The following is a 21,383-nucleotide window of genomic DNA, read 5'->3' as shown; positions in this document are numbered from 1 at the left end:
ATAATATAAACGGAGGTGGTTTTTATGTTAACATTAAAGGAATCAATCAGACCATCGGCTGATTTAAGAAACCATTATAATGATATTTCAAAACAATGTAAGGAAAATAAAGAAGCGGTAATTATTACAGTAAATGGCAGAGGTGATACGGTAGCCCTCTCATATGAAGAATATAAAAATATGAAAGCTCGTATAGAGTTACTTGAAATATTAGCTGAGGCAGAGGATGATATAAAAAATAATCGTGTTGCACCGATAACTGAAACATTTGATGATTTGCGTAGAATGCTTCAGGAGGGCTAAGTATGGAATATGAGGTAATACGAACTGATACTGCGGATGCAGGGATCAGAAAAATAATTTTATATATAGCTCAGAATTTTGGCAATGAAGTAGCTTTGGAACAACTTGATTATATAGAGAAAAAAATTCTTGAACTTGGAAATGATCCATATATTGGAACAGATCCAAGATACCTTGTTCTTAAACGACAAGGATATAAAGTCCTTATACTAAAAAAGGATCTGGTTTTTTATAAAATTAATGAAGAGAATAAAACGGTTATTGTATATGCGGTAGTGGATGGCAGACAAGACTATTTGAATATAATACGTGGATTATAGAAAGTGCGCAAATTTTCTGGACAGAAATTAAGAATGAATTTGAAGGTTCCCTCATACAATTACTTATCGGGATTTCCGATTCATACAAAGTATGAAGACAATTCAAGGAGGGGATTTTTTGTCTGAGAAAATGAGTGAAGTCTACGAAGCATATGACATGGAAATACTGGGTGCCGTCAGAGGCCGGGGATCTATGATCCTGAAAACGGATCAGGGAATCAGGCAGATATCTCCATTTGACGGCAGCGAGGAACGGCTGGAGCAGGAGCGGGAATTTAAGGAAAATCTGTATGAGACAGGATTTCACCATATTGACCGCTGCGTGCCGAACCGGGAAGGAGAGCTGATCACCTGCGACCGCTACGGGAATCCATATGTGATGCGGGAATATTTTGAGGGACGGGAATGTAATCCCGGAAGTATCTGCGATTTGAATCAGGCGGCTGCAAATCTTGCGATATTTCATATCCGGGGGCGTGAGCTGTATGCAAAAGAGGGGAGAACGTATGCGTACCGTGAGCCGGGCAACTTCAGACGAAAAACGCAGGAAATGAAAAAAATCCGGAGCTTTATCTCAAAGCGTCCGACGAAGAATGATTTTGAGCTCTTATATATAGAAGCGTATGACGCATTTTACAGACAGGCAATCGACTGCCAGGCGATGATGGATGCCTGCGACCGGACAAATATTGCCGGGCATATCGGATATTGCCATGGAGCATATAATTACCATAGTGTGTTATTTTGCGGTGGGTATCTGGCGACTGTGAATTTCGACCGGTTTCATGTCGGATATCAGTTGATCGACTTATATCAGTTCATCCGGAAAGTCATGGAAAAGAATAATTATAACTTCGATATGGCGGTGAAGATCATAGAAGAATACGATCGTATCCTGCCGCTTACCGGAGAAGATTATCGATATATCTACATATTATATAGTTATCCGGAGAAGTTTTGGAAGGTCAGCAATCGTTATATGAACTCCAGAAAATGCTGGATTTCCCCTGCAAATCTTGAAAAACTCAGTAAACTTATAACAGATGAACAAGAAAAGCAGAAATTTTTAAATGATTTTTGCAATCATTATGGGTTCACAAGTTAGGAATTTGAATGTATAATGTCATGTGTGAGAAAATCTAACTTTGGGATTTAGGAAATATATTAAGTGTAATGTTTTAAAGGAACGCACAGGAGGAAATATTAAAATGAGCGAACGCAATTATATGGAAGTATATGAGCAGTGGGTCAACAATCCGTTATTTGGTCAGGAGACCAAGGATGAACTTCTTTCAATCAAGGATGATCCAAAAGAGATAGAAGAAAGATTCTACTGTGATCTGGTATTTGGTACTGCCGGACTTCGTGGTATTATCGGTGCCGGAACAAACAGAATGAACAAGTACGTTGTCCGTAAAGCAACACAGGGTCTTGCAAATTATATCATCAAGCAGGGCAAACAGGATAAGGGTGTTGCTATTGCATATGATTCCAGAAGAATGTCACCGGAGTTTTCCATGGAAGCAGCATTATGTCTTGCAGCAAATGGAATCAAGGCATACAGATTCGAGTCTTTACGTCCGACACCGGAGCTGTCATTTGCAGTTCGCTATTTGGATTGTGTAGCAGGTATCAATGTAACTGCCAGTCATAACCCACCGGAGTACAATGGTTATAAAGTATACTGGGAAGATGGTGCGCAGATCACACCTCCACATGATACAGGAATCATGGCAGAGGTTAAGGCCATTACAGATTTTGCAGATACCAAGACAATGGAAATGATCGATGCGATCAAAGCAGGACTTCTGGTAACGATCGGTGCAGAAGTTGATGATGCATATATGGGCGAACTGAAGAAGCTGGTTCTTCATCAGGATGCTATTGATAAATATGGTAAGGATCTGAAGATCGTATATACACCACTTCATGGTACCGGAAATATTCCTGCAAGAAGAATTCTTTCTGATCTTGGATTTGAAAATGTATATGTTGTTCCGGAACAGGAACTTCCGGATGGTAACTTCCCAACAGTTGATTACCCAAATCCGGAAGCAAAGGAAGCATTCGCCCTTGCTCTTGATCTTGCAAAGAAAGTAGATGCAGACCTCGTTCTTGCAACTGATCCGGATGCAGACAGACTTGGTGTATATGCAAAGGATTCCAAGACAGGCGAATATAAGGTATTTACCGGTAACATGTCAGGAAGCCTTCTGTGTGAATATGAAGTAAGTCAGATGAAAGCACGCGATGGCAAGCTGCCGGAGGACGGTGCGATCATTAAGACGATCGTTACAACAAACATGGTTGATGCGATCGCAAAATATTACAATACAGACCTGATCGAGTGCTTCACAGGTTTCAAGAACATCGGACGTGAGATCTTACGTTTCGAGCAGGAAGGAAAGGGAACTTATCTCTTTGGTTTCGAAGAGAGCTACGGCTGTCTGATCGGAACACATGCAAGAGATAAGGATGCCATCGTAGCAACAATGGCACTTTGCGAAGCTGCTGCATTCTATAAAGGACAGGGTAAGACTTTATGGGATGTTATGATGGATATGTATGAGAAATACGGCTACTATGTAGATGATATCAAGACTGTAACTCTGAAGGGTGTAGAAGGTTCCAAGAAGATTGGACACATCATGAATGTACTTCGTGATAATACACCGGCAGAGATCGCCGGATATAAGACAAAGGTTGTTCGTGACTACCGTCTGGAGACGATCAAGAACCTTGAGACTGGCGAAACTGTTAAGACCGGTATGCCGAACTCAAATGTTCTCTACTATGAATTAGAGAATGATGCATGGCTTGCAGTAAGACCATCCGGTACAGAGCCAAAGATCAAGTTCTACTATGGAATCAAGGGCAGCTCATATGATGAGGCTCAGAAGATGTCCGCAGAAGCAGGCGACAAGATCATGGATCTGATCTATGATATCTTAGAGAAATAATAAAAGTTTAATTTAAATATAAAACACAGGGATTGCCCCTGCACAAACCATAAGCTCCATTATAATATGACATCAGCGAAGGTTTCGTCGTGAAATGCATATTGCCAGTAAATACGAGCGCTTGTCTGAGCCAACGTTTAGTTGGCGAGTTAGCGCAGGAGTATTTACGAATCAGGCATATGCATTGAACAGAAACCATAGCGAGTCATTTATAATGGGGCTTATGGTTTGTACAGGGGCAATCCCTGTGTTTTCTGTTAAAAAAGAAGGGCACAATGTCCCTAAAATATCAAAATGAAAATAGCCTTGATCTGTAAATGTTAGATATCGATATCTTAGAGAAATAATAAAAGAAAAACTTAATAAAAGACTGAGGCTCTATATAATTTATGAAGCAGACCTGTTCGAACGAAAGTGTTCTGCGGAATAAATTGATATAGAGCCTCAGCCTTTTTATTCAAAGTAGAAAATTATTTAACGATTACAACGTTAGTAGCTCTTGTTCTTGAACCACCCTTAGGATCTTCCTCTGTGTCGAATGTAACCTGCTGACCTTCAACAAGTGTCTTATATCCTTCACCCTGGATAGCTGAGAAATGAACGAATACATCTCCGCTTCCGTCATTGTTTGAGATAAATCCATAACCTTTTTCTGCGTTAAACCATTTTACTGTACCGTTGTTCATGTGGGTACCTCCTTATATATTTCTTGCTTGTACCCAATGAAAACGTGCATCATTTATGAGAGAAATACGATTAAAACCTTAATCCATACGTCCGCTTAAAAGCGATTACATAGTTAATCTTGAATACGCTCTCATAATAGTATGGGCGCACCTATTTGTCAAGAAAAACAAGGTAAAAATAATGATAAAATCCGGTAAAAAATGATCCATGGGTTCTTGGCAGAAAAGAAAAAGTAGGGTACTATAAATACAGAAAAATGCAAAAACAGGAGGAGAGCGTATGAGAAAGGGAAAACGTCTGATTGCATGGATCATGGCAGTTGTTATGCTGTTTACAATCTGTGTATTTGGTGGAAATGGAACGGCGGAAGCGGCAGCTACAACACCGGTTGCAAAGCATGGAAGACTGTCTGTAAAGGGAGCAGACCTGGTCGACAGTAAGGGAAATAAATTCCAGCTTCGCGGTATCAGCACACATGGAATCAACTGGGATGTCGGATCGCCATATGTGAATAAGAAAGCATTCAAGACGCTTCGTGATGACTGGGGCGTGAATGCGATCCGACTGGCAATGTATACCGAAGAATACAATGGCTATTGCAGTGGCGGCAGTCAGGCAAAGCTTCGGAAGCTGGTAGATAAGGGAGTCGGATATGCGACTGATCTTGGTATGTATGCGATCATCGACTGGCATATCTTAAGTGACGGAAACCCGAATAAGAACAAGTCACAGGCGAAGAAATTCTTTACCACGATGGCAAAGAAATATAAGAACAATAAAAATGTTATTTATGAGATCTGCAATGAGCCAAATGGCTGTGGCTGGAAAGAGATCAAATCCTATGCGACAGACATTATCAAAACGATCCGCAAATACGACAAGAAAGCAGTTATTATCGTGGGAACACCAACCTGGTCACAGCTTGGAACGGATGGAACGTCAAATGAAGTTGCAGACAGCCCGATCAAGGGATATAAGAATATCATGTACTCCCTGCATTTCTACGCAAGTGAGTGGGCGCACAATGAATATCTTCCGGCAAAGGTTGCTTATGCAAGAAAGAAGAAGCTTCCGATCATTGTATCTGAGTTTGGGTTATCACCGGCCAGTGGCGACGGAGCCATTAACAAGGCATCCGCAGACAAATGGATGAAGCTGCTTAACAAATATAACATCAGTTATTTCTGTTGGAGCCTCAGTAATAAGAACGAGTCGGCATCTTTGCTTAAGCCATCAACAAAGAAAACCTCCGGCTGGAAGTCAGGTGACTTATCCACAGCAGGAAAGTATATCAAGAAGAAATATCTTGCGAGAAAGAAAGCTCTTGGCAAGAAAGCATAGTGATCATGTATATGAGATAAACAGTAATATCGGCAAACAGCCGGATGGTCTGTTTGTATAATGAATCAATCATATTTTGCACCTGTGCATCATAGAATAAATAATACAGGAAAATCGTATGAAGCGAATCGGATTTTTCCGGAATGATGACAGGACAGGATGTGATGGTATGAAGAAAAATAACAGGATTCTAGCCTGGTTCACCATGGTTTTGTTAGCATTTGCAATTCCATATGTGGGAACCAGGCTTTTTGTGCGTTATCGGGATGTGTCGGATGCCCGGATCGCGGCACTTAGTAGCAGCCGGGATGTGTGTATCCTGCAAAATGAGAACTACAGGCTGATCGACTGTGAAGAATATATTTTGTATGTCCTTGCCGGATTGTATGATCCGTCGTGGAATGTGGAAATGACAAAGACGATGGCAGTTCTGACCCGGACTGCGATCTATTATGAAATGAACGATCAGGCGGACACTGCAAATGGCGGGGGCAAGATCATCAATGAGGGAGATCTGAAAGAGATCCGTGTGGAGAAAGATGAATTAAAGCAAAAATGGGGGAAAGAATATAAGCAGAATATGGAAATGGTATATCAGGCTGTGAAGGATACAATGGGACAGGTTATCGTTTATGATGGCAGACTTATTATTCCGGTCAGTCATGCAGTCAGCATAGGGGTAACTGTTAGTGCAGAGGAATTATATGGTACTGCGATTCCATATCTGGTATCCGTTGACAGCAGTCAGGATATCCAGTCGCCGGATTTCTCATCGACAAAGATCTACAGTGCGCTTCGTATAAAGAAAGAATTTGGCATGAATGGAGAGGGAGAAGCGTTTGACGGATCAGAGAATCTGGGGCAGACCGACGTGGATGTTGAAAAAAACGAATCTGCGACGACTGGTTCAGCAAAGAGTGAGGAACAGGTTGTGGATGCGGATGCGCTGACTGTGCTTGAGGCGACGAAATCAGGATTTGTCCGAAAGGTAAATGTATTCGGTACGGTCGTGACGGGAGAGACATTTGCACAGACCCTGTCACTTGGAACGACAAATTTTCATATCGATCATGTCGAGGAGGGATATCGGATCATCTCGATCGGTAAAGGCTCATCCCTTGGAATGTCGATGTACGGAGCCGGATGGAAAGCTGATCAGGGCAGTACATATCGTGAGATTATTGCATATTATTACCCGGAAACTTCGATCGTAGATGGGGCGGCATATTAAACACCTGCGAAAACATATAAGGACAATTACCAATATATTGAGGATATTTGAAAGCATACAGATGGAATTGCAAAAGTGGTTGCTTTGTAAATCATTTCATTTCGCTGGTGGCAGGATACGACAAAATGCATAAGATAAATAAAAAGCTTGTGGAAAATATTTGCCTGTGTATATAATCCGGAAGTTCAGGCAACAATATCCATGAGGTGATAAACATGAAGAAATTTTTGAATGTTATTAAGAGAAATATTTTCTACATTGCCCTGATCGCCGGAATGGTGGCACTTGTAGGACTTGTAGCTCTATATAATGTGAAAACCCAGTCAGATGATGAAAATGCTGTCAGCTCGGAGGCAGTAGAAGAAACCGCAGACAGAAGCAATCTCGGAACAACAGAAGCAGTAAAAGAAACACTTGGCGGTACCGCCAAAGCAGAGAACAAGACAGAAGCAACAACAGAGAAAAGCTCAGAAGTAGAAACCGGAGCAAATGCTGTCAAGGCGGAAGAACAGATCGAACTGAACTATGACGGCAGTACAGCTCTTATGTGGCCACTAAACGGAAATGTGATCATTCCATTCAGCATGGACACCACAGTATTCTACGAGACATTAAACCAGTACAAATGCAATGCCGGAATCGTATTGGAAGCAGCAGAAAATGACAAAGTTTCAGCCGCTTACAAATGCAAGATCACAGAGATCACAAGCACACCGGAATTTGGAAATGTGGTAAAGGCATCTCTTGGAAATGGCTATGAAGTCATGTATGGACAGCTTAAGGATATCAATGTTTCTGTTGGTCAGGTGGTAGATGCCGGCTGCACCATTGGCACTGTAGCAGAACCAAGCCGTTATTATTCAAAAGAAGGAACAAATCTGTATTTCGCAATCACCAAAGATGGCAAACCGGTCGATCCTGTATCATTGATCGAAGGGGAATAATCAGAACAATCCATATAAAGTATAAGAACAGATGCATGTCGTATCCACAGGGTAGGGTGTGTGTCTGTTTTTATTTTATCTCCTTCCTCTGGAACACCAACAGGGAAATAACGGTTGGCAGGATCAGAAGTACGGCGGCGATCTCCATAGCGTGAACAATCAGGCCGGTGGTTAGTGTCTGCCATGCAACAGCGGTCAGGCAGACGGTAGGAAGATTGGTGTAGATGATACGGAGTGCTTCTACTTCCGGGAAAATGGCATAGAAAAGCATGATGCCATTTGGCAGCAGGGCAACGACTACAGCATAGATACCGCACCACAGAAGGTCTGTGGAGAAGAACATGCACAGGGAGGATGCCATTGTCTGTCCGGCGATGATCATAGGAAGCATGATCACAAAACGCAGAAAATAATTCTGATATGCCGAAGCGGTCAGACTTCCATCATGACGAAAACAGATGTAATTCGTCAGCAGATAGGCTGCAGATACCACAACGATTCCGATAAGCAGCAATAGTGTATTCACGATACATTTGCCAAAGAAAATTGTGTTCCGGCTGGTTCCGAATGACACGATATTCTTCATCGTATTATTCCTCCATTCACCGGAGAAACCGATATCGGTGGTGAAAATAATGCAGTACCAGACGATCGTTGCCATCATGTACAGACCGGCATTCATAATATCTGCACCTTCAATCGTAAATGGGATCCGGATAACATGGATGGCATACCAGACAGATACGTTGATCAAAATAGCAATGACCACTCCGATAATGAGCAGGGTATATGGATAAGCCCGATGACTTACTTTGTAACATTCGCTTTTGAGGAAATTATTCAATCGTTGTCCCTCCTAACAGTTCAATAAAGAAATCTTCCAGTGTAGTTTTCACAATCTCCAGTGAGTACAGATCATATCCCTTTTCAAATAAGAAACGGCTGATTTTCTCAGTTGGGTAAACCGCGTTATTTTCAAAATAAATATAAATAGTATCATCATCTTCATTGTAGGATGCGTCGAGTTGGAGCTCTTTTGAAAGACATTCAGCAGCTTTTTCACCATCACTGGTACGCACCTTTACATAGCTTTTTTCTTTTGCTTCTAATTCTTCAGCAGACATTTCCTGTAAGATCTGACCATGGTCGATGAAACCGTAGCATGTTGCCATATTTGCAAGCTCGGATAGAATATGCGAGGAAATGATGATCGTGAGTCCGTTCTCTTTGTTCAGCCGCAGCATCAGCTTTCGCATTTCGACGATGCCGGCAGGATCCAGACCATTGATCGGCTCATCTAAGATCAGAAATTCCGGATCGTGCATGAGCGACAGGGCGATTCCCAGACGCTGTTTCATGCCGAGAGAGAAATTTTTAAACTTTTTATCCTTAGCTTCGTAGAGTCCCGTTTCCTTCAGAACTGTTTCAACAATGGATGGATCGTCGATTCCGCGTTGGATACGGTAATATTCCAGATTGCGTTCCGCAGAGAAAAATGGATAAAACGTTGGCGTTTCGATGATAGCACCGGTTCTTTTCCGGGCTTCATTTAGTCCATGTGTTCCCTTCTTTCCAAAAAGTTCGATGATGCCATAATCAGGGGCATTCTGTCCGGTAAACAGGCGGAGAAGTGTCGTTTTTCCTGCACCATTTTTACCGATCAGAGCATAAATGTCGCCCTTTTTCACGGACATATTTATCTTATCAAGTGCAGGCTTATCACCGTATATCACTTCTACATCTGTTGCTTTTGCAATGACTTCTGCCATGGAACAGCACCTCCTGATTCAACCGAATTTTCCTATAATCAGCATACTGTTTTGCCGCAGGAAAGTCAATTCATGGAGCCGGCTCCAAGTTGAAACTTTTTTTATTTTTTCAAAATTAAAAATGTGCAGTTTGTAAGTTTATATATGTGCTGGTACAAGGTAACAATTATACAGAATTATCTAATGAAAGTGCATAATGAAAAATAAGGAAAAAATAGTGAAAATTAGTGAAATAATAGTGAAGATATAATGGAGAAAAAATAGTATTTATGGTAAACTAATAATTGAAAAATAAATTATAAAAATATATTGTATAGTTGAAAAAGGGGCGATTTAGATGATTAAAGTAACACTGTCAAATGAAATATTAAAATATATTACTGAAATTGAAAAAAACAGATTTCAGGTTTCATCTGTAAAATTATCAAAGAGTATAGCAAATAAACTTCGTAAAAATTCTAAGAAAAAAAGCTCTTATGCATCGAACAAGATTGAGGGGAATCCGCTTTCTGAAAAACAGGTTGATGAAGTTATAGATAATGATGAAAGAAAGCATTTTATGAAACCTGAGCAGGAAGTTCGCAATTATTTTTTGGCATTAAATTTCTTAGAGAAAAAAATAAAGAAAAAGGAAGAATTTTCCAAGCAGTTAATTTTGGATGTACAGAAATTAGTTGAAAAAGGTGCGGCAAAGGAAAAAATCGGTTTACGTGGACCGATGCCGCCGGGCGTTTTATTTGCAGTATATGATTCTCAAACAGGACGACCGGATTATATCCCACCTGAATATTGTGACATTCCGAAATTATTAGATGAATTAGTTGAATATGTTAATACTACGGATGATCATCCATTGATTGTTGCAGCGATTGTACATTACCAATTGGTTACCATACATCCTTTTGAAGATGGAAATGGAAGAACTGCCAGATTGTTGTCTGGATATATTATGGATTTGAATGGATATGGTTTTAATGGAATTGGCTCATTGGAGGAATATTTTGCATATGACATCGATGAATATTATGAATCTATACAAATGGGACTGCCTGCGTTGTATTATTCTGGACGGGACAATCCGCCACATCCTGAGATTTGGATTCATTATTTTTTGCGCATGGTTCAGTTATATTCCGGAAAGATCTGTGAATTATCTGAGGCATCACAGGAAAAAGATATTGAGGGCAGTTTATCTTATTTGAAGGCGAGAGAAAAAGAACTTTTGCTTTTAGTGATCAAAGAATATAAATGGGAATTTACACCTATTGAATTAAGTAAAAAAACAGGAGTGACCAGTAGGACGATTATTAACCGTTTGGCTACTTTAGTAAAAAATGGATTTGTTGAACCCATCGTGGTAAAAGAGCGTATACGCTCTTATCAATTGAGTGACTTCACAAAAAATCATGAACAGGAGATTATCAAAGTATTAAAATAAAGAATATTATGCCCTGCCAGACAGGACGACAAGGGGAGAGTTGCAAATGATGCAAATGTTAAAAATCATGTTCATTATTCTTGTGGGAATTGGCATGTTGATCATGGGGATATACGAATTTATCCGGTTGAAAAAACGACGTAGGAAATTAAAGCAGTTATTGGACAATATTGCTTCGGGATCAACTGTTGATCAGTTGTTAAAGGAAAACCATCCGAAGCTGTCAGCTATGGATGAGATGGAAAAAGGTATCTATATCATAATAGGATTTGGAGCCGGGCTTGTTTTGTTTGGAGCATTTTTCATGGCACAGGAGCTGATGGAGAGAAATGTCATACCGGATATGACGGGAACGACCGGGTGGATGCTTGTGCAGCGGCTGGTTGCATTTGCATCCGGCATCATTCTCCTTTTTACAGGAAGTGGCATGAAGAAGAAACAGGTAAAAGAAAATGATTACATGGATATGATGATTCCGGGGAAGGTAGTTGGAGAAGTGCCGGGAGCCAAGACACTGACGCCGGGGAAGGCGATCCTTACGATCCAGTACAATGATCCTTATGATGATAGTGTGCATAACTACCAATTGGCGCAGGAATTGAGCCGGAAGAAGCATCCGGTTGGCAGCGAATATCCGATGTACTATTCCAGAGAGCAGCGCAAGGTATACGATCCGGGAACGAACAAAGTGAACCGGAAAATAGAACTGTTTCTCAAATGGCTGGGGATTATCATATGTCTGGTGTCCGTGTTGAGTATGTTCACGGCATTTTGACGAGGATAAGATAATATGCTAGAATGGCATTGGTTAGTAAACACTAACCGATGCCGTTTTACGTTAAAGGAGAGAAGATTTGAAATGAAAGATTGTAAAGTACAGACAAAGACACTGGCGTTAGCCATGATCTGCGGAATCCTTGGTTGTTTCTGCTATGGCGGTGGAGACTGGCTGATGATGTATGGAGATCCATCCCATACCGGAAAATTAATCTGGCTGACCAATGGGGTAGCGCAGCTTCCTGCGTGGAGAAATGGGCTTGCGATGATGCTGGCATTTCCGGGCATCATTCTTTATGGAATAGCCCTATTTTATCTGGGACGATTTATCCGGGATGAGAAAGAAAAGAAGATTTATCATTATCTGAATGCATTTGGTCTGACACCATGGATGTGTTTGCACTTGTTCTATATTATGATCCTGTATCTGTATGCATGGATGATTGGACATGGATATGCCGATGCTGCACTTCCGGCATGCGAAGCCTTATTTGATCACCTGTCATGGGTTATTATAGTAAGCGAAGTCGTTATGCTTCCGGTATTCTTATACTGGTTTTATGTGGTCGTGCGTGGCAAAACCACATTGCCAAGATGGATGGCAGCAGGAAATGTACTTGTATTCTACTGCATTCTCTATGTTATAAAATCAATACTTCCGGATACAGCATTCCGCCTTGGTTTTACAAATGGACTGATGAGCGAAAGCATGATTTTCTTCTTCATCCTGATATGGATTCTGGGAAGCAAAACTGCGGAGAAATAATAAAAAGGGATTGCCCTGTTAATCAGATTTACTGCTGTCTCTGAAATGACTAACTGCGGTTTCTGTTCGATGCACATGTCTTATTCGTAAATACTTCGGTGCTAACTCGCCTTCGGCTCAAACAAGCACTCGTATTTACTGACAATGTGCATCTCTCAACGAAATCCTCGTAATGTCATCTACAGAGACAGCGGTAGATCTGTTTTAACAGGGCAATCCCTTTTTCGTTTTTATAGACTTTTTTTAAATAATATTCACTAATATTACTCCTGCCTAATGCGGATATCGCCGCTGGTCGTGCTGACGCCACATTCATATTCGGAATAATTTGCGCCATGTGGAATATCAACATCGCCACTTTGTGTATCTGCTAAGAAATTGTAGCTTCGGTCAGAAGCAAGATCCAGATCAATGTCGCCGCTCGTAGCAGAAATGCTGATCGCATCAGCGGCCGTGATGGACATATCAATATCGCCACTCGTCGTATTACTGGAAAGACTGGTATTAGCAGTAATGTCACTGGCTGATACATAGCCGCTTGTGGTATAGAATTCTGCCTGATCTGTCGTTATGTGGTTCAACTGGATATCACCGCTTGAGGCATGAAGCTCCAGCTTAGTTGTAAATGAACCATTGCTGATAGAGATATCACCCGATGTAGTTTTGACTGTGAGGGTATTAGCTTCGATATCTGCGATATGGATGTCACCGCTGTTTGTCTTAAGACTGGTATATGAAGCGTTAAACACTGGCTTGCTATCAGTCTTGTGAGAATACAGATAGTCGATATCTCCACTTGCTGTGGTTACCTGGATAGATTCGTATTCTTTATCTGCCAGATAAACAACGGTAGTAGTATCCTGACCAAATCCGAGTGAGATTGTCGGATGGTGGGTACGTTTGTCTTCGCAGCGGAAGGTGAGCACGCCGTCAACAACCTCTGCATGGTTGGTCAGACCATCTGTATCATAATATTCGATGTAATTCGTTCCGTTGTCGGAGTTTTTGATCATGACGTCGGTAGATGCTTCGCCTGCGATGTCAATGGCGTTGAAATCATCTTTGATCTGAACTGTTTTCTTCACATAGTCCGGCAAGGCTTTCATACCGAGCAGGTCGACAGAACCATTTGGAAAATGAAATCCGTTAATTGCAATACTTAAGAAAGCGATAATGACGCCGACCACTATAAATATAGAAGCAACAATAACAGCTTTTTTGGATTTACTCATAATTATCTCTCCTTTACAAACATTCTCTTAATTCCATTGACGGATGCCTTGTACAGCTTGAAAATGCCGATCGTAACAGGCTTTACGGCTACGATGAACAGGATCGCAAGTCCGATTCCGGCAAATGCAGCTCCAAGCATGAAAAGGGCAGCCGGAACATTCTGTGTAACAAAAAATGGAATAACTCCCAGCAGCCCGCCGATACCTGCAACTGCCATCGAGAGTACGATCGCATAGAAGGACAGGAGAAGTGCCAAAATGACAACCGCCATGGCAATGACCAGAACGATCGCGGTCAGTAACAGCGGAGCCCATATAGGAGAGCCAAGAATCAGCAAAATGATCTCCCATGCTTTTAACCGGTGGGATGGTTTGATCTTTTCTTTAACAAGTTTCGTTAGTGGCATATCTGCCAGAATCTGGTCAACGACATCGTCTGGGGCATCCATATCGGCAACCGCATCTTCCTCCGACAGACCATCTTCCATACGGTCATCGATCATTTCACTATAATAATCCATAAATTTATTAATATCGTCTGCCGGCATTTTCCGGATCTTTCCTCGGATCGCCGACAAATATTCCTGTTTAGTCATTGTCATTCTCCTCTCTGATAATAAAACGATATATAGATTCAAGTTCTTTCCATTCTTCTTTGAATTCCTCGATTCGTGCTTTGCCCGCATCGGTAATATGATAGTATTTCCGAAGCCGTCCGTTGTGTTCTACGGAGCGAACGGTGAGAAATGCGCCGGCTTCCAGTCTTCGCAGGATCGGATACAATGTAGATTCCGATATCGTTACAAAGGGTTTCATGTCCTTGATGATCTGATATCCATAAGAATCTTCATCCTTGATCGCAGCCAGTACACAGACATCCAGCATACCACGTTTTAATTGAATATCCATATGTATACCTCCTTATGCACTATACTATATGACGCATAGTATAATATGTCAAGAGGTATTTTATAAAAAATAATTTGACAAGAACGCTCATGGTTGCTATACTCAAGGTTGATAAAAATAAGAAGAAAAGCGATGACAGAGACAGTAGATCATGTTTGAAAGGCAGAGCGAGCCGGAGATGGTGCAAGACCGGTGCGAGTAGAATATGATGGAAGATCACTCTTAAGCTTCAGACCGAAAACGACAGCCAGTAGGCTCTGACGTTATTCCCTCGTTACGGGAAGCACATATGTTAGTATGCAAGTAATAGGTGGTATAACGAGAACTTTGAGCCTTCGTCCTTTTTGCGGCGGAGGCTTTTTTTACTTTATATGCAAATTATCCTATAAAGTAAATACTCCGATAAAGGTGTGCACCTCGCGATGAAGTAATTAATTGCTTCGCAATTCCGCTCGGGCGCGAAAGAGCCGCAAGCTACTCTTTGTTCTTTAAATAAAAAATATTTTGCATACATTGAATAAAAAGAAAGGAAGAACAACATGTACGAAAAAGTATCGACCAAATTGAATTTCGTAGACAGAGAACAGAAGGTTCTGGATTTCTGGAAAGAAAATCAGGTATTTGAGAAGAGTGTGGAAGAAACAAAGGATCTTCCGACTTACACATTTTATGATGGACCTCCAACAGCAAATGGTAAGCCACATATCGGCCATGTGCTTACACGAGTTATCAAGGATATGATTCCAAGATATCAGACAATGAAGGGCCATAACGTAGTAAGAAAGGCAGGATGGGATACACATGGCCTTCCTGTAGAGTTGGAAGTTGAGAAACTTTTAGGAATCGATGGCAAAGAGCAGATCGAGGAATACGGTCTGGAGCCATTTATTCAGAAATGTAAAGAATCCGTATGGAAATACAAAGGTATGTGGGAAGAATTCTCCGGCAAGGTAGGATTCTGGGCAGATATGGATGATCCATATGTAACATACCACAATGATTTCATCGAGTCCGAGTGGTGGGCACTGAAGAAGATCTGGGATCAGGGACTTTTATACAAAGGCTTCAAGATCGTGCCATATTGTCCGCGTTGCGGAACTCCACTGTCAAGCCACGAAGTAGCACAGGGTTATAAGACTGTAAAGGAACGTTCCGCAGTTGTAAGATTCAAGGTTATCGGCGAAGATGCATATTTCCTTGCATGGACAACTACACCTTGGACACTTCCATCAAACGTAGCCCTCTGTGTAAATCCGGATGAGACTTATGTCAAAGTAAAGGCAGCAGACGGATATACCTATTATCTGGCAGAAGCACTGGCAGACAAGGTACTCGGTTCCCTTGCAAAGGAGGCTACAGACGATACACCTGCTGTACCTGCATATGAAATTCTGGAGACATACAAAGGAAAAGATCTGGAATACAAAGAGTACGAACCATTATATGAGTGCGTAAAGCCTGTATGCGAGAAGCAACATAAGAAGGGTCACTACATCACATGTGATTCTTATGTAACTATGACAGATGGTACAGGTATCGTTCATATCGCACCTGCATTTGGTGAGGACGACGCAAATGTAGGAAGAAAGTACGATCTTCCATTTGTACAGTTCGTAGATGGCAAGGGTGATCTGACAGAGGAAACCCCTTATGCGGGAATCTTCGTAAAGGATGCAGATCCAAAGGTATTGGTTGACCTTGACAAAGAAGGACTTCTGTTCGACGCACCAAAGTTTGAGCATGAATATCCACACTGCTGGAGATGTGATACTCCGCTGATCTACTACGCAAGAGATACCTGGTTTATCAAGATGACAGCAGTCAGAGATAAGCTGGTTAAGAATAACGACACCGTAAACTGGATCCCTGAGAGCATTGGTAAGGGACGTTTCGGTGACTGGTTAAAGAATGTACAGGATTGGGGACTTTCCCGTAACCGTTATTGGGGAACTCCGTTAAATATCTGGGAATGTGAATGTGGATGCCGTCATGCGATCGGTTCGATCGAAGAATTAAAGAGCATGAGTGACAACTGCCCGGATGAGATCGAGCTGCACCGTCCGTTCATCGACGCTGTAACGATCAAATGTCCGGAGTGCGGCAAGCAGATGCACAGAGTATCCGAAGTTATCGACTGCTGGTTCGATTCAGGTTCCATGCCATTTGCACAGTGGCATTATCCGTTTGAGAATGCAGACATCTTCGAGAAGCATTTTCCTGCTGACTTCATCAGCGAGGCAGTTGACCAGACAAGAGGATGGTTCTATTCTCTGATGGCGATCTCAACCCTGTTATTTGACAAGGCTCCGTTCAAGAATGTAATTGTCCTCGGACATGTACAGGATAAGGATGGACAGAAGATGAGTAAGTCCAAGGGAAATGCAGTAGATCCGATGGATGCACTGAACAAATACGGTGCAGATGCGATCCGGTGGTATTTCTACAGCAACTCCGCTCCATGGCTTCCAAACCGTTTCCATGAAGATGCGGTTATCGAGTGCCAGAGAAAGTTCCTCGGAACCTTATGGAATACTTACGCATTCTATGTATTATATGCAAATATCGACAACTTCAATCCACTTGAGCATGAGCTGGATTACGAGAAGCTGTCACTGATGGATAAATGGTTATTATCAAAGTTGAACTCGACCGTAAAGGCTGTTGATGAGAACCTTGCAGCATACAAGATCCCTGAGACAACCAGAGTATTAGAGGAGTTCGTAGATGACCTTTCTAACTGGTATGTTCGTCGTGGACGTGAGAGATACTGGGCAAAGGGTATGGAGCAGGATAAGGTAAATGCCTACATGACACTTTATACAGCCCTTGTTACGATCTCCATGACAGCAGCTCCGCTGATTCCGTTTATGGCAGAGGATATTTATCAGAATCTGGTAAGAAGCATTGATAAGGATGCTCCATTATCTGTTCATCTGTGCGAGTTCCCGAAGGTAGAGGAGAAGATGATCGACACAGATCTTGAAGCAGCTATGGATGAGATCTTAAAGATCGTTGTTCTTGGACGTGCAGCCAGAAATACTGCAAATATCAAGAACAGACAGCCGATCGGAACCATGTATGTAAAGGCTGCAAAAGAGCTGACAGAGGATGAGACAGCGATCGTCAAAGACGAGCTGAACATCAAGAACGTAGTATTTACAGAAGATATCGCAAGCTTCAGTTCTTACACATTCAAGCCACAGCTTCGTACCGTAGGACCAAAGTACGGCAAGCAGTTAGGCGGAATCAAGGCATATCTGTCATCTGTTGATGGAAATGTAGCTATGGCTGAGCTGAAGGCAAAGGGTGCTCTGACATTTGACGTAAATGGCACAGAGGTATCTCTGGCAGAGGAAGATCTGCTGATCGATATCGCACAGACCGAAGGCTACGTTACAGAGGTTGATGGCGGAGTAACAGTTGTTATCGACACAAATCTGACAGAGGAACTCTTAGAGGAGGGATTTGTCAGAGAGATCGTATCCAAGATCCAGACCATGAGAAAGGAAGCCGGCTTCGAAGTAATGGACAAGATCACAGTCTATGCAGAGGGAAGCGACAAGGCAACCGGACTTATGAATGCAAATGCTGACAGCATCAAGTCTGACGTTATGGCAGATGCACTGGTAACCGGAAGCGTAGATGGCTATTCCAAGGAATGGAACATCAACGGTGAGAAGGTAACACTTGGTGTAAAGAAAAACGCATAAGTAATACAGGGCGATGACCGATGCCGAAAAAAGCAAATTTATACTTGCTTTTTTCGGAAAGCGTCTGTATTATAGATAACATATTAAAAGGTGCAAGGAAGTACTAGAGATAGCAACTTCCCTGCACCTTTTTCTCGTTAATGAAGTTGTCAATTACATGACATTTATTGTTTGACACTATATTTGAATGCTTCTGACATTACCAACCAGGGAACGCTTCCGCTCGTTTCATCCTGCAGCGGTACTAAGATGTCGCTTATGCGCCATCAAGTACCGGCGGATTCAAATGTCCCTGTTTTGGTAAGTCAAAGTATTCAAATAAATATCAGTCCTATTCCTTGTTGTGTAATTGACTATGAATGAATATGGAGGCGATGGGTATGGAAAAACTCAATCAGATTGTAAGTGCAGTTGATTCGTTTGTGTGGGGACCGGTGATGCTGGTGCTTCTCGTAGGAACCGGTATCTTTCTGACGATACGGACGCGATTCCTGCCGTGGAGGAATCTCGGATATGCGATCAAGAGCACACTTAGTAAAGAAGCAAGAACAAAGAACAGAGGAACCGGTGATGTATCCCCATTCTCGGCACTGACGACAGCGCTTGCCGCAACGATCGGAACCGGAAATATCGTAGGTGTGGCGACAGCAATGGTATCCGGTGGTCCGGGTGCTCTGGTCTGGATGTGGATCTCGGCGTTGTTCGGAATCACATCGAAATTCTCAGAATGTATGCTGGCAATCAAATACCGTGAGGTAAATGCCAAAGGAGAGATCTCCGGCGGCCCGATGTATACGATGAAGAAAGCATTGAAACACAAAAGATTCGGAAGTGTGCTCGGTTGGTTGTTTGCATTCTTTGCGGTTGTTGCATCCTTTGGTATCGGAAATATGACACAGGCGAACTCGATCGCATCCTCCATGAATGAGACCTTTCACATCAATCCGATCATTATCGGTGTAATCCTTACGATCCTTGCCTTAATGATCATTATCGGCGGTATCAAATCCATATCAAAGATTTCCGCGATCGTTGTTCCGTTTATGGCAATCTTCTATGTACTTGCAGGACTTATAGTAATTATCGGAAATATATCGAATGTGCCGGAAGGTCTGCATGAGATCTTCACAATGGCATTTTCCATGAAATCCGTATCCGGCGGTGTGCTTGGTACCGTAGTTGCATCTATGACAAATGCAATGCGGTTCGGTGTTGCCCGTGGTTGTTTCTCAAATGAAGCAGGTATGGGATCGGCAGCGATCACCGCAGCAGCAGCTACAACAGATAACCCGGTTCGTCAGGGATATATCAACATGACAGGAACATTCTGGGATACGATCGTTGTATGTACGATCACTGGTCTGGTAATCGCAAGCTCCGGTGTGATCGGCAAGACATCGACAACGACGGAAGGTTCATATGCGATCACCTCTGAGGCCGAAGATACACTGGCTCTGACACATGAAGAAAAAGGCAAGATGGTGACGACAGAATATACCGTTACATACCAAGATGGAACAATGACTTTGTCCGGGGGAGCAGAGGATATCGTTCTGACACCATATGCAGACGCTTCCGATAGTGAAGCATTTGCAAAGCTTCAGCATCAGCCGGACAGTCTGGAAGCAGTTTATGAGAATGGTGCGATCACAGGTGCATGGACCTCTGGCTGCAATGCTTATATTTTTGATGAAGATGGTACATATTATTATGAAGAAGCCTATACAGGATCGGCACTGACGATCAAAGCATTTGAGACAGTTCTGGGTAAGGCGGGAGCATGGCTGGTAACGATCGGTATTGCATTATTTGCATTCTCGACAATCCTTGGCTGGGAGTATCATGGAGAGAAAGCCTTTGAATACCTGTTCCATTCCCACAAATACAACATGATCTATCGTATCGTATTCTCCCTTGTAGTATACATCGGTGCGACGACTTCACTGGATCTGGCATGGAACTTCTCGGATATCGCAAATGCACTGATGGCGATTCCGAACCTGATCTGCCTGCTTCTGTTAAGCAAAGAGATTGCAACCGATATGCAGGAATTCCAGAAAGTACTCGCAGAAGAAAAAGCAGCAAAGAAGCGTGCGTAAATAGTCGGCCTGTCTGTAAGTATTTTGATTAAAATGGAAAATACATTACATATTATTCCGCAAGTCGTTTGCACTCTATTTCAACGCAGCGGTGCTAAGCTCCTCGCCTGTGGCGACTCACTAAGAACCGGCGTTGAAACAGGCTTGCTACATAACAGTAATGTTATTTTCCATTTTGTCTTAAACATTTGCGTACGGACAGGCTGACTATTTTTGTGTAGAATATAATAGTAGTTTTTCATATTTATAGTAGCAAAATGACAGTTTATGAGTATAATTATAGTAAACGCGCAGACGGAATAATGAGAGGAAGATGCCGGAATGTGAAGCATAGCCGGATATGAGAGTGCATGAAGATGCGAGATTTACTGATGAAGTACCGGGATCTGTCTGCTTTATTATAATGGATTCAAAAATGAGTTCAGGGGGAAGCTGTCGGAGAAGCTCCGGCGGCATACCCGGATACATAGAAAGCTGATGACAGGACATTTGCGAGGCTGCAGGAAAGTGCCATGGCAGGACACTTGCCACGGAACACAGGAAAGGCGCTGGCTTGTCGATATCGGCTTTGGATAAAAAAGAAAACATGTGGGTAAGAACACAATGAGTACGACAGAAGAAAAACACAACTATACTTACATAGTCCGGTGTAAGGACGGAACGTATTACACCGGATGGACGAATAATCTGGAAAAGCGGATGAAAGCACATAATGAAGGACGAGGGGGCGCCAAGTATACCAGAAGCCGGCGCCCTGTTGTCCTTGTTTATTATGAGGAATCAGAGACGCCAGAGGAAGCAATGAGCAGAGAGTGGCACATCAAGCAGATGAGTCGGAGCCGAAAAGAAGAATTAATCAGAAATTTTCAACCAGATAGTATACAGAAGCCATGAAAA

The 21,383-nt window shown here is 42.3% G+C and carries 19 protein-coding genes; 13 read left to right on the top strand and 6 right to left on the bottom strand.

Annotation, left to right across the window (positions count from 1 at the left end; genetic code table 11):
* Positions 1 to 24 precede the first annotated feature (24 nt).
* From GT641_RS09335 to GT641_RS09320, 4 genes are all read left to right on the top strand, one after another.
* A complete protein-coding gene (locus tag GT641_RS09335) occupies positions 25 to 303 on the top strand; it encodes a type II toxin-antitoxin system Phd/YefM family antitoxin (RefSeq protein ID WP_008399788.1) in 279 nt (92 codons plus the stop codon).
* 2 nt (positions 304 to 305) lie between these two features.
* Positions 306 to 623 carry a type II toxin-antitoxin system RelE/ParE family toxin gene (locus GT641_RS09330; protein WP_008399789.1) on the top strand — a complete coding sequence of 106 codons (318 nt, stop codon included), beginning with the start codon at positions 306 to 308 and terminating at the stop codon, positions 621 to 623.
* Between the two features lie 118 nt (positions 624 to 741).
* A complete protein-coding gene (locus tag GT641_RS09325; RefSeq protein WP_243143734.1) occupies positions 742 to 1,728 on the top strand; it encodes a hypothetical protein in 987 nt (328 codons plus the stop codon).
* A gap of 103 nt (positions 1,729 to 1,831) precedes the next feature.
* A complete protein-coding gene (locus GT641_RS09320; protein ID WP_021944177.1) occupies positions 1,832 to 3,583 on the top strand; it encodes a phospho-sugar mutase in 1,752 nt (583 codons plus the stop codon).
* Between the two features lie 470 nt (positions 3,584 to 4,053).
* On the opposite strand, the gene GT641_RS09315 is transcribed toward GT641_RS09320, so the two are convergent.
* Positions 4,054 to 4,269 carry a cold-shock protein gene (locus tag GT641_RS09315; RefSeq protein ID WP_008402359.1) on the bottom strand — a complete coding sequence of 72 codons (216 nt, stop codon included), beginning with the start codon at positions 4,267 to 4,269 and terminating at the stop codon, positions 4,054 to 4,056.
* 280 nt (positions 4,270 to 4,549) lie between these two features.
* Between GT641_RS09315 and GT641_RS09310 the strand changes: the two genes are divergently transcribed.
* From GT641_RS09310 to GT641_RS09300, 3 genes are all read left to right on the top strand, one after another.
* A complete protein-coding gene (locus tag GT641_RS09310) occupies positions 4,550 to 5,611 on the top strand; it encodes a glycoside hydrolase family 5 protein (RefSeq protein ID WP_161117370.1) in 1,062 nt (353 codons plus the stop codon).
* Between the two features lie 118 nt (positions 5,612 to 5,729).
* Entirely contained in the window at positions 5,730 to 6,842 is a 1,113-nt protein-coding gene (locus tag GT641_RS09305; protein WP_161117369.1) for a SpoIID/LytB domain-containing protein, read from the top strand.
* A gap of 215 nt (positions 6,843 to 7,057) precedes the next feature.
* Positions 7,058 to 7,786 (top strand): M23 family metallopeptidase, encoded by a 729-nt coding sequence (locus GT641_RS09300; RefSeq protein WP_192919829.1) that lies wholly within the window; start codon positions 7,058 to 7,060, stop codon positions 7,784 to 7,786.
* A 70-nt stretch (positions 7,787 to 7,856) separates the two neighbouring features.
* Here the strand turns inward: GT641_RS09300 and GT641_RS09295 are convergent, their stop codons facing one another.
* The gene (locus GT641_RS09295; protein WP_117784534.1) at positions 7,857 to 8,630 is read right to left on the bottom strand and encodes an ABC transporter permease subunit; all 774 of its coding nucleotides are present in this window, start codon (positions 8,628 to 8,630) and stop codon (positions 7,857 to 7,859) included.
* Positions 8,623 to 9,555, bottom strand: a complete 933-nt coding sequence (locus GT641_RS09290; protein WP_161117368.1) for an ABC transporter ATP-binding protein — start codon at positions 9,553 to 9,555, stop codon at positions 8,623 to 8,625. The genes GT641_RS09295 and GT641_RS09290 overlap by 8 nt, the downstream gene beginning before the upstream one ends.
* Before the next feature lie 337 nt (positions 9,556 to 9,892).
* Here GT641_RS09290 and GT641_RS09285 point away from each other — a divergent pair, with 337 nt between their 5' ends.
* The 3 genes from GT641_RS09285 to GT641_RS09275 all read left to right on the top strand — a co-directional run bounded on the left by GT641_RS09285 (position 9,893) and on the right by GT641_RS09275 (position 12,536).
* Positions 9,893 to 10,993 (top strand): Fic family protein, encoded by a 1,101-nt coding sequence (locus tag GT641_RS09285; protein WP_161117367.1) that lies wholly within the window; start codon positions 9,893 to 9,895, stop codon positions 10,991 to 10,993.
* A 46-nt stretch (positions 10,994 to 11,039) separates the two neighbouring features.
* Positions 11,040 to 11,768 carry a hypothetical protein gene (locus GT641_RS09280; RefSeq protein ID WP_161117366.1) on the top strand — a complete coding sequence of 243 codons (729 nt, stop codon included), beginning with the start codon at positions 11,040 to 11,042 and terminating at the stop codon, positions 11,766 to 11,768.
* Positions 11,769 to 11,852: 84 nt separating this feature from the next.
* The gene (locus tag GT641_RS09275) at positions 11,853 to 12,536 is read left to right on the top strand and encodes a DUF6796 family protein (RefSeq protein WP_243143733.1); all 684 of its coding nucleotides are present in this window, start codon (positions 11,853 to 11,855) and stop codon (positions 12,534 to 12,536) included.
* Between the two features lie 263 nt (positions 12,537 to 12,799).
* Here GT641_RS09275 and GT641_RS09270 read toward each other — a convergent pair whose 3' ends face one another.
* Genes GT641_RS09270 through GT641_RS09260 form a run of 3 tightly spaced genes read right to left on the bottom strand, consistent with a single transcriptional unit; the run spans position 12,800 to position 14,677 of the window.
* A complete protein-coding gene (locus GT641_RS09270) occupies positions 12,800 to 13,768 on the bottom strand; it encodes a DUF4097 domain-containing protein (protein WP_161117365.1) in 969 nt (322 codons plus the stop codon).
* Between the two features lie 2 nt (positions 13,769 to 13,770).
* Positions 13,771 to 14,364, bottom strand: coding sequence for a DUF1700 domain-containing protein (locus tag GT641_RS09265; RefSeq protein WP_161117364.1), 594 nt, complete (start codon positions 14,362 to 14,364; stop codon positions 13,771 to 13,773).
* Positions 14,357 to 14,677, bottom strand: coding sequence for a PadR family transcriptional regulator (locus tag GT641_RS09260; RefSeq protein ID WP_008402371.1), 321 nt, complete (start codon positions 14,675 to 14,677; stop codon positions 14,357 to 14,359). Before GT641_RS09260 ends, GT641_RS09265 begins: the two co-directional genes overlap by 8 nt.
* A 539-nt stretch (positions 14,678 to 15,216) precedes the next feature.
* Here GT641_RS09260 and ileS point away from each other — a divergent pair.
* The 3 genes from ileS to GT641_RS09245 all read left to right on the top strand — a co-directional run bounded on the left by ileS (position 15,217) and on the right by GT641_RS09245 (position 21,380).
* Positions 15,217 to 18,387 carry an isoleucine--tRNA ligase gene (gene ileS, locus GT641_RS09255; RefSeq protein WP_161117363.1) on the top strand — a complete coding sequence of 1,057 codons (3,171 nt, stop codon included), beginning with the start codon at positions 15,217 to 15,219 and terminating at the stop codon, positions 18,385 to 18,387.
* A gap of 380 nt (positions 18,388 to 18,767) precedes the next feature.
* Positions 18,768 to 20,486 carry a sodium:alanine symporter family protein gene (locus GT641_RS09250; RefSeq protein ID WP_044945950.1) on the top strand — a complete coding sequence of 573 codons (1,719 nt, stop codon included), beginning with the start codon at positions 18,768 to 18,770 and terminating at the stop codon, positions 20,484 to 20,486.
* Positions 20,487 to 21,089: 603 nt separating this feature from the next.
* Positions 21,090 to 21,380 carry a GIY-YIG nuclease family protein gene (locus GT641_RS09245; RefSeq protein WP_008402379.1) on the top strand — a complete coding sequence of 97 codons (291 nt, stop codon included), beginning with the start codon at positions 21,090 to 21,092 and terminating at the stop codon, positions 21,378 to 21,380.
* The last annotated feature ends 3 nt before the right edge of the window (positions 21,381 to 21,383 follow it).

The organism is Clostridium sp. BIOML-A1, from assembly GCF_009874105.1.
Lineage (GTDB): Bacteria > Bacillota > Clostridia > Lachnospirales > Lachnospiraceae > Coprococcus.
The sequence above is the reverse complement of the archived record's forward strand: the minus strand, read 5'-3'. Positions and strand labels throughout refer to the sequence as shown.